We start from the raw sequence: 13,542 nt of genomic DNA on the forward strand, positions 1-13,542 counted from the left end.
ATAATCTTCATAAAAGATTTTATTTTGAACTAAATTAAGTGTGATAAAGTGTTTAAGAATAAAGGTTTTATTTTTGTAGTTTAAGCAGCAAATGACAAACCCATCGCTGCCGCACGAATCCTTTTGTGTGGTTTTTATTCCAATCACTTTTTCATAAAGTTTTTATCTTTATAAAAACATAATTGATGAGTCGTAATTACAAATTCCACAATCTTGAAGGTTTGTATTTCATAAGTTTTGCTGTTGTAGGCTGGCTGGATGTTTTTATTAGAAATGAATATAAAGAAATTTTTTTAGAAGGTTTAAGATTTTGCCAAAAGAGTAAAGGAATGGAAATACATGCGTGGTGCATTATGTCGAGTCATGTACACTTAGTTTTCAAAAGTATAAACGGACAGAAACCAGAACTTCTGATTGGCGATTTAAAAAGGTTTACAAGCAAAGCAATTGTAGCAGCAATCAAAGAAAACCCTATAGAAAGTAGAAAAGAATTTTTATTAGATTTTTTCCTTAAAGAAGGCTCAAAAACTTCAAATGTATCCCAATACCAATTTTGGAGGCATGATAATAAACCTATTGAATTGTGGAGCAACAGAGTGATTAGGCAGAAAATTAATTACGTCCATCAAAATCCTGTAAAAGCAGGTTTAGTATTCCTTGCAGAAGATTACAGATACAGCAGTGCAATGGATTATTCTGATGAAAAAGGACTTTTAGATGATATTGTTGTTTTTAGAATGTTTGATTAATAGTATTAAATACCACACGAAAGGATTCGTGCGGTAGCGGGGGGTAATTAGTCAATAGACCTCCAACTGTCAAATAAGTTAGACAAATAAAGACAAGAGTCTTTTTCCAGATCAAACAACTCATTGACTATCTTAAAAAAAATTAAAAGTGTATATTCGGCAGTTAAAAACGAAAAGTTATTAATACAGGTTAAAGTTTATGCAAAATTTGCTCAGCCATCGTCAGCTAGCATTTTACGCTATCTGTTAAAAAAAACATTAAATTAAGAAACAATGGACAAAAATGATTTTGAAAATTTCAAGCAAGAGGTAAGTTGGTTTGCAGGACAAAATGATAGCGTTGAAATTAAACATATCATCAGTAAAACTTTTAGTCCGGAATTTATCAATACATTTCCAACTTTATATCAACTATTACTACAATCGACTTCAATTTTGAGTGTTGATATAACAACATCTAAAAACAAAAAAGCAAACTATTACCTATATACTTGGACGGACAAGAATGGCTTTAAATGTGGCTGGTTATGCAAGATTGAACAAATTCATACTGAAATTGATATTTTATCTGAACATCAGTTACTCTTAGATGAAATGGGCGGTATAAAGGAAACTTATAACCATTTTGATACAGAAACTGAAATGCTTACCGATAATCAGAATTTTATTTTTATTAAATCCGAACTCACAAAAGGCTTAGGTGACTGGATTGATCTATATGACCAGGTTTGTAAAGATGAAAATGTAAAACAAATTGACACAAAAGATCTGGTTTGTTTCGCCGAAGAAGCGAATGGAAATGAAACCTTTTATAATTCAAACACAAAGCAGGTTTTACTTTTTGCTACTGACCATAGTTTTGAAAATGTTGAAGTTTTAAAAGGGCAATCAGAATATACATTTTACACAATTAATCGTGTAACGACATTTGTTGATTATGTAGAAGCCCTTGCTCAGCAATGGTTAGAGAATATTGTATCAGAGGGGTTGTAAAGTTTTGAATGAATATCAACCATTGATTCAAAGAATTTTCTGAGAGGGAAAAAGATGACAGAATCAGAAAAAACATGAATTTACAGTTGACCACTACGATAGGCTTTATACTACGAAATAAAAACTTTTGATATTTTCTATAATAACCCCGTTGCGCAAAGTCTCCTGACTTTGAGCCAATAAAATAAAAACATTCCTGTAAAACATACTCCAAAGTCAGGCGGCTTCAGCGAGTAACGTTAAAAAAACTAGCGGACAAGAAGATAGATTCCAAGACCAATTGCAGCATAAGCTGTAACCGTAAGAATATCAGCTATAGGCTGTGAAAATCGTTTTTCGGCAATTTTCTCGGCATTGATCTGGTTCTTATGAAATTTTAGAATTTTCTTAGGATTATGAACCGGGTGTGCCACCAGGCTGTCGCTTTCCCACTTGTCAACGATTACTTTATAGGATCTGCCTTCAACGTCAATTTTAACATTTTTACCAGCTGCCAGTTTCTCCTGAATATTCACAGGAGCAGGGGCTTGTGGTGCGTTCAGGCTTTCAGCTGCCGTATTCTGCATTTGCGGAGCAGTAGTACCAGTAAGGGCTGTATTCTTTTTAGAATCCTGCTTATTGTTGGCCGCTGGATCCACTTGTTTTTTCACCTGGTAGGTATAGCAACTGCTAAGAGAGAATGATATAATGATGAGATAAAGATACTTTTGCATGAGCTAAATTTAAGAATTAAACGGAATATGTAGGACTTTCTTTTGAAAGATCCTGTAAAAAAATATCAAAAGACTCTATTTTTATGAAACCGTTGTACAAAGTTTCCTGACTTTAAGCCTGCAAAATAAAAAAAAATATTTGAACATACTTCAAAATCAGGAGACTGCAGAGAACAGGAGAGTGGAGATAAAAATCCTTTTTATTTTTGATGATCCATAATAAAAATATACTTTTGTAATCAACAACATAAAGTTATTATGACAGATTGTGTTGTTTTATTTAAAAAACTAAAAACTAACCAGAAAACTAATTACATCATGAAAAATGAACAAAACTACGCTGTACCTATTCTTACGGATACGTCAAAAATTATTGTTTCCAGCAAATTAAAACAACACTAAGTTATTACAATTTCTTTAGCGCCATAAGCCCATATAGAACCTATAGAATTTATTTGATTATTTCTGCCAATCAGAAGTAAAGGATATCTGGTATGAAGTATAACCGGTACTTTGCTTTCGATCTGGAGGCGGCAATGTCTTTATTGAAGTTGGGGACGTTTCATGGGGTGTCAGTGATGATGCTATATGATCTATGCAACCCTTTAAAAATCAATGTTTATTCATTGATTTAAATCCTTATACCATAATCCTGTGCTCAGCAAAAGGGTGATTTGGAAAATGCCAGTTAACGAATGATTTAAAACCAAACAATATAATTTAAACTTATTAATTTTTACACTATTATGACAAAGAAACTACTAACCATTGCCTTCACAGGCTTATCATGTACTATGGCTTTTGCAGCAGATCTATATGTTCGGAATGGGGGAGCAGGCGGTGCTTATCCTACCGTAAGTACAGCAATCACAGCTGCTTCAGACGGGGATCGTATCATCATTCAGCCTAAAGCGAATGGAGAGGCTTATGTAGAAAATCTGACTATCAACAAATCGCTGACTTTTGTTTCCGAAACCAATTATGCCAAGTATATCATTCAGGGAAATGTCAGCATCAATCCGGCAACGGGAAGAACGGTGACGATCAGCAATATGAGCTCAGGCTATTACGGCAGTTATAATGTACAGGCAAATTTTCCAATAGGTACAGGAAGAACTTTCGTTAATATTGTGAACTGTGAACTGCATAATGTTTTAACAGATAAAGTGAATTTCACTACTAACATCTCCGGTTGTACAATTAGTGGAATCCTGAAGTTTTCTCACGGTAGATGTACGGCTAATAAAGCAGGAAGTATTGCCGTGGTAGCTACGCAGGATAACAGTCCCATCGGATCTGATATTGAGGTTTACGGGAATGTATCCAACTCATTTATATCCAATTCACAATCCAATTATAATTTTAAATTCAGCAATAATTTTTGTGCCGGTATTTATATTTATAATATTAAACACGGAAGCTCTAACGAAATCATTAACAATACCATCTATAATCCTATTCCCGCAGATACGGCTCCGTTGTACGTTAACTTAGGTAATAATATCAATTCGGGAAATATTGCTATGATGAACAATGCCGCTTCTTTTGAAGTAGGAGGGACCAATGCCTGCATTCAAAACAAAAGTAATAGTGTTGCGATAACAGCTAACTATAATGTGTTCACCAATGCTTTTGTAACAGAAGGTAACATGACGCAAAATGACAATTCAGGATCATTGAACCTGAACTTCGACAATGTAGCCTATACGGTAACCGGTATGAATGTAAATGCCGGAAATCCTGGTATAAAATACACTGATCTGGACTTAACAAGAAACGACGCCGGGCATTATGGAGGCTCTAACAGCTGGATGAATTACTGGCCGGCTAATAGTGGTAATAAACCTCAGGTAAACTATCTGTCCACTCCAAGATCTGTTACCAGTGGAACATTTAACATCAGCGGGTCTGGTTTTTCTAAATAATTTCTAATGATATAACAATATGAAAAATTATATCTACAGTATAATTGCTTTGTTGACGGTCATGCTGTGTCCGGCACAAGTACTGATCAGCCAGGCAGAATATTTTTGGGATATTGATCCGGGAACAGGAAACGGAACTCCGGTATGGGCTGCCGACGGAACTTTCGATAACGTTGTTGAAGAACTTTCCAAAACAGACATTGCCACACCGGGCAGCGGATTACATAAATTCAATATCCGTGTCAAAGACAATACGGGAGTTTGGGGACCGGTTTTTACCAACATTATTGATGTTCAGCCCAATCAGAGCTCTGCCATCATAGCTGTTTCCCAGGCGGAATATTTTTGGGATACTGATCCGGGAGCCGGAAATGGAAATCCCGTATTGGCGGCTGATGGAACTTTTGACAGCGTTATTGAACAACTCAGTGCAACAGGAGTCGCTACACCGGGTAGCGGTTTGCATACATTCAGTGTCCGCATTAAGGACAATATGGGAATTTGGGGACCGGTTTTTACCCATGTCATTAATATCCAGCAAGCTTCGGTATCTCCGGTAATTAATGTTTCTCAGGCTGAGTATTTTTGGGATACTGATCCGGGTGTGGGAAATGGAACCGCTTTATTGGCTGCTGATGCAAACTTTGACAGCTCTTTTGAGCAGCTGGCTGATGCAGGAATTGCTTTACCTGCTAATGGCTTACATGTATTTAATGTCCGTATCAAAGATAATACGGGTGTTTGGGGTCCTGTTTTTAGAAATGTTATTGATGTACAGACCACAGCTTTTACGGGCTGCTGGCAAACCCTTACTACAAGAGGAGACCATTCGGTAGGACTCAAAACAGACGGAACATTGTGGGCATGGGGTGTTAATGGCGATGGACAATTAGGGGACGGAACCACAACTGCCAGATCTGTTCCTGTAAAAATAGGCACCACAAATGATTGGAAAAGCATTTATGTAGGCCATAAGCATACTCTTGCCATTAAAACAGATGGAACACTATGGGCCTGGGGAGATAATGCATTTGGGCAATTAGGTGACGGAACTTTAATTGACAGAAAGGTTCCTACTCAGATAGGAACAGCAACGGACTGGCAAAGTCTTGGTGGCGGAATTGAACATTCGGTAGGACTCAAAACCGATGGGACGCTCTGGACATGGGGACGTAACGGCTATGGGCAGCTGGGAGATGGAACTACCATATCAAAAAATATCCCAACACAAATCGGTACTGCTACCAATTGGAAAAGTATTCGTGCTGCCAATTATCAGACGTTAGCGATAAAAACCGATGGAACACTGTGGGGATGGGGAATTAACAACTATGGACAACTTGGAGACGGAACTACAACTTCAAAAAATATCCCAACACAAATTGGAAATGCTGCTAATTGGAAAAGTATTGATACAGGAGTGCAACATTCGGTAGGACTTAAAACCGACGGAACGCTATGGGCCTGGGGAAATAACGGTAACGGACAGCTTGGAGACGGAACTACCATTTCAAAATATACCCAAATACAAATAGGAACAGCAACCAACTGGCAAACTGCAGCGGTTGGAAATAGTTTTACATTTGCAACAAGGACAGACGGAACGGTTTGGTCATGGGGCAGCAATAACTTTGGACAGTTGGGTAATGGTACAAGTACAGGAAATAGTACCACACCTGCACAAGTAGATTCTTCTTCAGATAACAAGCAGGTTTTTGCCGGAGAGAGTCATATTCTTGTACAAAAATTTGATGGTTTTCTAAAAGCTTGTGGACGCAATGACAATGGACAGTTAGGTGACGGTACAAAAGTTAACAAAAATACGTTAACTGCTATGGCTTGTCCCGGATACTGTATTCCTCCAACACCATTTTCATCATCCAATATTACTTCTGAAACGGCTAGTCTAAACTGGACAGCAGCAACGGTGACTCCTGGTCAAGGATATGTGTATCTTTACAGTACTAGTCCAATACTTGGAGGTATTCAAGGAGGTGTTCCCCCTACTTCTACAACAGCAAATCTGACCAATTTACTACCTGATACCACGTACTATTGGTGGGTGGGATCCAATTGTGGATTCAGCCCGTTTGCCTGGATGCCGGGAGGTTCCTTTACTACACTTCCTACCACCGCAACAGGCTGCTGGCAAAGTGTGAGTGGAGGTATTGATTACTCAATGGGGATCAAAAAAGACGGAACGCTATGGGCCTGGGGAAATAATTATGATGGCGAGCTGGGAGACGGAACTATGATCAATAGAAATATCCCAACACAAATAGGGACCGAAAATAATTGGATGAAAATTGAGGCTGGAGCTTATTTTTCAGTAGGCATGAAAGCCAATGGATCCATATGGACCTGGGGAGAGAATAGCAGAGGACAGCTAGGTGATGGAACTACAACCACGAGAAATATTCCAATGCAGGTAGGAACTGCAACAGACTGGGTGGATATTGCAACGGGGGGAAAGCAGACATTTGCTATAAAATCAGATGGAACACTTTGGGCCTGGGGGTATAATAACAGGGGACAGTTAGGTGATGGTACAATCATCAACAAAAGCATACCTGTACAAATCGGGACCGCAACAGACTGGCTAAGTATCGCCTCCGGAGAAGCTCATACCCTTGCTGTAAAAACAGATGGAACGCTATGGACCTGGGGGTATAATGACAGAGGACAGTTAGGTGATGGTACCGCCATAGCAGTAAATTCCCCTACTCAAATCGGAACGGCAACGGATTGGAAAACTGTTACTGCAGGTACCGATCATTCGATAGCACTGAAAACAGATGGAACACTATGGACCTGGGGGTATAATGACAGAGGACAATTAGGTGATGGTACTACAATTTCAAAGAATATTCCGACACAGGTAGGAACAGAAGCCAACTGGCAAGGTGTGAAGACTGGCACATATGGTTCTACTTTAGCCATAAAAACAGATGGAACACTATGGACCTGGGGCTATAATGGCTGGGGACAATTAGGAGATGGTACAGAGATAGACAGATCTACACCCATGCGTATCGGAACTGCAACTGATTGGCAAAGTATTGCAGCAGGAGCTAATAATACACTTGCTGTAAATAATAAAGGATTTCTGGCAATCAGTGGCTATAACCTCAAGGGACAGTTAGGAGATGGTACTTATATTCAGAAGAAAATTTTTATACCTGTTGCCTGTGGTACAGGTAGTGTGACTGTTCATAAAGTTTCGACTTTCGCTAAAGCCGGTTTAACTGTTGATGAAGTTTCAGCAAAGGCAGATCAGCTGAAAGTTTATCCCAATCCTGTACAGGATATCCTGACCATTTCATTTGATCAGAAGATGCTGTCGGTATCGGTTTACAATGCAGCCGGACAGCAGGTACTTACGAAGGCAATCAATGATACTAAAGGAACTATTGATGTTTCCGGACTTGTATCAGGAGGTTATCTGGTTAAAGTGAACGCTGCTAATGACCTGGTAAGAATGGTGAAAGTTATCAAGCGGTAAATAGTAAAACTTTAATACCAAAAAGGTTTCTTTAGACCTTAAATCTTTCAAATAGCGCCACTTATCTTTAAGTGGCGCTGTTTTTTTTAATTAATCGCTATCTTTAATACATCATCAAAACAAAAATAATAACCCCGTTAAAACTTTAAAATCATGATAAAAACAGCAGTCTCTGGTTTCCTTCTCTTCAGTCTTTTCCTGGTAAGTGCACAAGCCATCGAGTCGGGAAGCCACAGCACGACGGGCTACATCAAACCGGACGGCACGATTGAAAACAGCAGCCATTCCACCGTAGGATACATCAGGTCAGACGGGACGATCGAGAATAAAAGCCATTCGACCATCGGGTATATCAAAAGTGACGGCACCATAGAAAACGAAAGTCATTCTACCGTAGGATATGTTAAAAAAGATGGCACGGTAGAAAACAGTAGTCATTCCACCGTGGGTTACATCAAAGATGATGGAACGGTAGAAAACAGCAGTCACAGTACTATTGGCTATGCCAAAGGCGTTAAAAAAGACTGGGCAGCAGTAGTCTATTTCTTTTTTAAGCTAGATTGATCCTTAGCACCGCAGAAAACATAAGGAATTTAGCCAACAATTTCTGATCATTAATTAATAGGTAACGGAGAATGAACGTACTTATATTAAAAAAAACGGCTTTTGCCGCTTTTCTAATATAAATGATATGTTGAATATCTTTTAAATGAGTTTTAGTAACTCTCCTGCCACCTTTTCGGAAGATGCAGGATTTTGTCCGGTAATCAATCTTTCGTCAACAACCGCATAAGGATTCCAGTCCTCAATTTTACTGTATACACCGCCATTCCTTTTGAGCATGTCTTCAACCAGAAAAGGCACTACGTCAGTTAATTGTACGGCGTCCTCTTCAGTATTTGTGAATCCGGTAACATTTTTATCCTTTACCAGATATTCACCATCTATTTTCACATCCTTCAAAACCCCAGGTGCGTGGCATACAAATGCTACAGGTTTCTCATTGGTATAAAAATCAACGATAAGCTGTTGCGAAACCTTATCTTCAGCGAGATCCCACAATGGACCGTGACCACCAGGATAAAATACGGCATCAAAATCTTCACTTTTAACTTCCGATAATTTGTGTGTATTTTTTAATTTATCCTGTAATACCTCATCATTATCCATTCTGCGTGTAGCATCGGTCTGGGATGATGGCTCTTCACTTTTCGGATCAATTGGCGGAAGACCTCCCTTTGGAGATGCCAATGTTATTTCTACTTCTTTATCAGATAATGCATAGTAAGGAGCTGCCAATTCTTCTGTCCAAAATCCGGTCTTTCTACCAGTATCCCCTAATTCGTCGTGACTCGTAAGCACGAATAAAACTTTTTTACTCATTTATATTTATTTAATTAGTACTGTAAAGTTGGCAATATCATTCTTTTAAAAAAAGGATCCAAGTCACTATTTATATGTGATCCATATCACACTTTAGAATAGAAAGAGACAGATAGAAATTATTTTACACTGTCATAGATTTCCATTATTCTAAAAGACGCTTAGACCTTCAGTCTTGACATTGGTGGTATTATATACGCCTCACTACCGCACAAATGCTTTCGTGTGGTTTTTATTCCAACCACCTTCTCATAAACTTTTTATCTTTATAAAAACATAATTGATGAGTCGTAATTACAAATTCCACAATCCTGAAGGATTATACTTCATAAGTTTTGCTGTCGTAGGCTGGCATGTACACTTAGTTTTCAGAAGTATAAATGGGCAGAAACCGGAAACTCTGATTGGTGATTTAAAAAGATTTACAAGCAAAGCCATTGTACGGCAATCAAGGAAAATCCTGCAGAAAGCAGAAAAGAATTTTTATTAGATTTCTTCTTTAAAGAAGGCTCAAAAACTTCAAATGTAACTCAATATCAGTTTTGGAGACATGATAATAAACCTATTGAGTTGTGGAATAACAGGGTGATTAGGCAGAAAATTAATTATGTAGATCAAAATCCGGTAAAAGCAGGTGTAGTTTTCCGTGCGGAAGATTATAGATACAGCAGTGCAATAGATTATTCTGATGAAAAAGGACTTTAGATCATATTGTTGTTTTTAGAATGTTTGATTATAATGCTAAAAACCACACGAAAGGATTCGTGCGGCAGCGGGGGAAAGAGCCTGCAGACTCTTTGGAAGTGCCTACAGGCTTTGTAGTGGGGGCTTTGTTGATCTTGGATGTTTTTCGAATATTTGATTTATAATGGTAAAAACCACGAAATGATTTGTGCGGTAGCGGGGAGTTTAACTAATTAAATTTATTAATGACTTTAAAAAAAATAATTGTAAATTTGAGTTTATACGCTCATTCTTAATTAAGAAACTATTCTATGTTTGATTATAATATTGATGAAAGACTACTACAATCTGAAAGTGATGTAGAGCAAAAGGTAATATTGCCACTTTTAACAAATAATTATCCCGAAGGTCTAAACTATTCTTCAAGTTACATACTTACAAAACATAATCTTAAAAGATTCCAAATAGACAAAGGCTCAAAAACAAAAATTTATTATCCAGATTATGTAATAAATATAGATGGAGTACCTTCCCTTGTTATTGAAGCGAAAAAACCCAATGAAGATCTTGACGAGGCTTATAGAGAAGCCTGTCTATATGCTAGTGAAATAAATAGATTTTATGATACAGATGTAAATCCCTGTAAGTATGTAATTGCTTGCGATGGTATTAGAATTTTTTTTGGATATTATGATTCAAACCCAATAGCAGAGTTACAGATAAAAGATTTAGCTATAGGAGGGGACATTCCCACCGGTTTTATTGAAGAATATTCTTATCTCTCTATAAAGAAGCATGTAGAAAGTATTTCTCAACAACTTAGGAAAACAAAAAGATTTTATAAACCCCTATTTATGTTGGGGGGTAAGTTTATTCAAAATAAGCAAACAAAAAATACCTTTGGAGAGAATATATCAATTCAATACAGACACCTTTTTAATCCTATTGTTGATGAGGAAATGGCTGATGTTGTTAAGAATGCTTATGTAACTATTAGTAAGCATGAATCTCATATTAATCCCATAGATAAGCTGATTCGAAAAAAAATTGTTCCTTCTGTTGAGAATTCAGTTCATCTTGAAGACTCTTCTCAACCACAACCTTTGATAGAAAAACTTCGTGAAGCTTACAAATATAATAATCAAGTTTTACTCCTAATAGGGAGTGTAGGTTCAGGAAAGTCAACATTTTCTACCTATTTAAAAGAAGTTGCTTTAAGTGAAGATATTAGAGAAAGATTGACATGGATAAGATTAGACTTAAACAATGCTCCAGTAAACAGAGAGGATATATATTCATGGGTAAAGAAATCACTTATTACTCAAATTAAAGATTGTTATAAAGAGATAGATTTTGATGATATAGAGACCATACAAAAACTTTATAAAAATGAAATAGAGAAGTTTGATAAAGTAGCGAAATTTTTAATTAAAGATGAGGAAAAGTACAATTTTGAACTCTATAATAAAATCCAGAATTATCTTAATGATGATGATATTACTTTAGACTCACTTATTGAAAACTTTTTAATTAAAGATTTAAAAACCTTAATTATAGTATTAGATAACTGTGATAAAAGAAACCTTAAAGAGCAGTTACTTATGTTTGAAGTAGCAAATTGGATAAAAGAACGGATTAGGGCAATAGTTTTTCTACCTTTGAGAGATACAACCTATGATCATCACAGAACAGAAAAGCCACTAGATACTGTAATTAAAGATTTAACATTTAGGATTACTCCTCCATCACTTGAAAAGATTATTTATAGTAGATTTAAATATGCTAGTCGACTATCTGAAAAGTCTGAAAATGGACAACATTACTATTTACCTAATGGAATAGCTGTCTCTCTGCCTAAAAATGATGAACTCTTTTATCTCAAATGCATATTATCATCTCTTTTCCAAAACCCTTTCTTTAAAAAAGTTATAGCTGGTTTGGCTGGCAGTAATATTAGATATGGAATAGAACTCTTTTTAGATTTCTGTAAAAGTGGTCATATATCTGAAAATGATATATTGAGAATTCAACAAAAGAAGGGAGATATTAATTTGCCATACCATATTATCAGCAAAGTATTTTTCAGAAGTGATAGAGTGTATTACAAAGATGAATCTTCAAAGATAAAAAACTTATTTTTTTCAGATCCAAAAGATAAAGTTGCTAATCCATTCACAAGAATTCATATTTTAAAATGGCTACAACAAAAAACCAATGAAAAAGGAGAAAGTGGAGTTAAAGGATTTCATTCGATTCAGAAATTACTAAATGAATTAATGGCTGTAGGCTGTGAGGAGAATAGACTCAAACTTGAGCTATTAACACTTTTAAGACAGAGATTAATAATAAGTGAAAGTCAGGATACAGAAAAATATCAAGATAATGACTTAATATCTATAAATTCGTCAGGCACTATTCATTTAGATTTGCTTTACAATATAGAGTATTTAAGCACATGCAGTGAAGATACTTGGATTGATTTAGAAGTAGAAGCTCAGAAAATTCAAACTAATCTAGCTGGGAAAGGAGTCTCTTCACACTTATCATTAACTTCGGTAATAGAAAATGCTAAGACATTAATTGATTTTTTACATAGGTATTACACAAATAATTATCAAGTTTATAATAATTATATCGACAGCTATACTGCATTGCCCTTTGATTTTGAAAAAGCTAACGAGTTAATAGAATCAAGTAGATATAAAACAAAAATGGTAGAAAATGTACAGCTCAACAAAGGTGAGGCTAAAAATGTTATTATTAATAATATAACAAAATATGGGATCTTTGTAAGTTTCGAAGAGTCAGAAAGAGTGGGTTATTTAAGAAAGGAGTTAATTCCTGATAGAGATTTTGAAATGAACTATAATGTTGGGGATAGAATTGAAGTCGAAATTATCTGCTTTAATGACACTCATAAAAAATATGAAGTAAAGCTAATTTAATAAAAAATGAGACTGTCTTAAAATACATAAGACAGCCTCTCTATCATTTCTTATTAGGTTATCTTTTAGCTATTTTCTGCTTGGCTTTTATAGAAGCCATTGGTTACTTTTAATTTCTTCATAAACATAAATTAAGGATTAATAATACTCTTTTTGAAACGTTTCTACAGCAAAGTTAAATCCTGATTACGACAAAACTTGACGTGTTATTTCTTTTTATCATTATAATTAAATGCAAAGTAAAAATACATCTTAAAATTTTCAATCCGTATTTTCACAGAATATTATTAAGAATTTCAAAGAATAAAATATTTTTTAAAGTTTAGATAATTTGACAACAAAAAATCCCACTCTCGTCAGGATTTATTAATTATAGTAGTTATGATATTTATATTCCCCCTTGCTGCTATATCTTCAATATTTACGGGGAATATGTCTCCATTAACACCAATGGCAAATATATTCTACACTTTTCATTATATTATAATATATTGTATTGGAATAGGAGTTTTCCTTCACTTTCTAATTATAAACCTGGAATTAATTATTAGAAATCGGAAATCCTAATTTCAATTCTTTTAGTTGAAATTCCTTCGCTACCGCACGAATCCTTTCGTGTGGTTTTTACTTCACCCCTCTTTCACATTA

9 protein-coding genes are annotated in these 13,542 nt (G+C 35.8%); 7 read left to right on the forward strand and 2 right to left on the reverse strand.

Translation table 11 applies throughout. The features are described from left to right. Positions 1-185 precede the first annotated feature (185 nt). On the forward strand, positions 186-749 hold the full coding sequence (locus LQV47_RS08485; protein WP_230035866.1) for a transposase: 564 nt from the start codon (positions 186-188) through the stop codon (positions 747-749). 273 nt (positions 750-1,022) lie between these two features. Next, complete coding sequence (locus tag LQV47_RS08490) at positions 1,023-1,742, forward strand: hypothetical protein (protein WP_230035868.1); 720 nt, start codon at positions 1,023-1,025, stop codon at positions 1,740-1,742. A gap of 248 nt (positions 1,743-1,990) precedes the next feature. Here LQV47_RS08490 and LQV47_RS08495 read toward each other — a convergent pair whose 3' ends face one another. Next, positions 1,991-2,455 (reverse strand): hypothetical protein, encoded by a 465-nt coding sequence (locus LQV47_RS08495; protein ID WP_230035870.1) that lies wholly within the window; start codon positions 2,453-2,455, stop codon positions 1,991-1,993. 746 nt (positions 2,456-3,201) lie between these two features. Between LQV47_RS08495 and LQV47_RS08500 the strand changes: the two genes are divergently transcribed. From LQV47_RS08500 to LQV47_RS08510, 3 genes are all read left to right on the forward strand, one after another. After that, the gene (locus tag LQV47_RS08500) at positions 3,202-4,380 is read left to right on the forward strand and encodes a hypothetical protein (protein WP_230035872.1); all 1,179 of its coding nucleotides are present in this window, start codon (positions 3,202-3,204) and stop codon (positions 4,378-4,380) included. A 19-nt stretch (positions 4,381-4,399) separates the two neighbouring features. Further along, positions 4,400-7,882: a T9SS type A sorting domain-containing protein gene (locus LQV47_RS08505; protein WP_230035874.1), complete on the forward strand. Its 3,483-nt coding sequence runs from the start codon at positions 4,400-4,402 to the stop codon at positions 7,880-7,882. 153 nt (positions 7,883-8,035) lie between these two features. Continuing rightward, the gene (locus tag LQV47_RS08510) at positions 8,036-8,446 is read left to right on the forward strand and encodes a 5-fold beta-flower protein (RefSeq protein WP_230035876.1); all 411 of its coding nucleotides are present in this window, start codon (positions 8,036-8,038) and stop codon (positions 8,444-8,446) included. 141 nt (positions 8,447-8,587) lie between these two features. On the opposite strand, the gene LQV47_RS08515 is transcribed toward LQV47_RS08510, so the two are convergent. Next, a complete protein-coding gene (locus LQV47_RS08515) occupies positions 8,588-9,265 on the reverse strand; it encodes a type 1 glutamine amidotransferase domain-containing protein (RefSeq protein ID WP_230035878.1) in 678 nt (225 codons plus the stop codon). A gap of 283 nt (positions 9,266-9,548) precedes the next feature. On the opposite strand from LQV47_RS08515, the gene LQV47_RS22555 reads away from it, so the two are divergent. Then, on the forward strand, positions 9,549-9,755 hold the full coding sequence (locus tag LQV47_RS22555) for a hypothetical protein (protein ID WP_354960569.1): 207 nt from the start codon (positions 9,549-9,551) through the stop codon (positions 9,753-9,755). A gap of 505 nt (positions 9,756-10,260) precedes the next feature. Next, complete coding sequence (locus LQV47_RS08525) at positions 10,261-12,894, forward strand: type I restriction endonuclease (protein WP_230035880.1); 2,634 nt, start codon at positions 10,261-10,263, stop codon at positions 12,892-12,894. The last annotated feature ends 648 nt before the right edge of the window (positions 12,895-13,542 follow it).

The sequence above is a fragment of the Chryseobacterium sp. Bi04 genome, from assembly GCF_918698085.1.
In the GTDB taxonomy this organism is placed as follows: domain Bacteria; phylum Bacteroidota; class Bacteroidia; order Flavobacteriales; family Weeksellaceae; genus Chryseobacterium.

Bases quoted from the DNA above. Each gene is read 5' to 3' on its own strand.
- LQV47_RS08525 (WP_230035880.1), top strand. From the start codon at position 10,261: ATGTTTGATTATAATATTGATGAAAGACTACTACAATCTGAAAGTGAT.
- LQV47_RS08490 (WP_230035868.1), top strand. From the start codon at position 1,023: ATGGACAAAAATGATTTTGAAAATTTCAAGCAAGAGGTAAGTTGGTTT.
- LQV47_RS08485 (WP_230035866.1), top strand. From the start codon at position 186: ATGAGTCGTAATTACAAATTCCACAATCTTGAAGGTTTGTATTTCATA.
- LQV47_RS08515 (WP_230035878.1), bottom strand. From the start codon at position 9,265: ATGAGTAAAAAAGTTTTATTCGTGCTTACGAGTCACGACGAATTAGGG.
- LQV47_RS08505 (WP_230035874.1), top strand. From the start codon at position 4,400: ATGAAAAATTATATCTACAGTATAATTGCTTTGTTGACGGTCATGCTG.
- LQV47_RS08500 (WP_230035872.1), top strand. From the start codon at position 3,202: ATGACAAAGAAACTACTAACCATTGCCTTCACAGGCTTATCATGTACT.
- LQV47_RS08495 (WP_230035870.1), bottom strand. From the start codon at position 2,455: ATGCAAAAGTATCTTTATCTCATCATTATATCATTCTCTCTTAGCAGT.
- LQV47_RS08510 (WP_230035876.1), top strand. From the start codon at position 8,036: ATGATAAAAACAGCAGTCTCTGGTTTCCTTCTCTTCAGTCTTTTCCTG.
- LQV47_RS22555 (WP_354960569.1), top strand. From the start codon at position 9,549: ATGAGTCGTAATTACAAATTCCACAATCCTGAAGGATTATACTTCATA.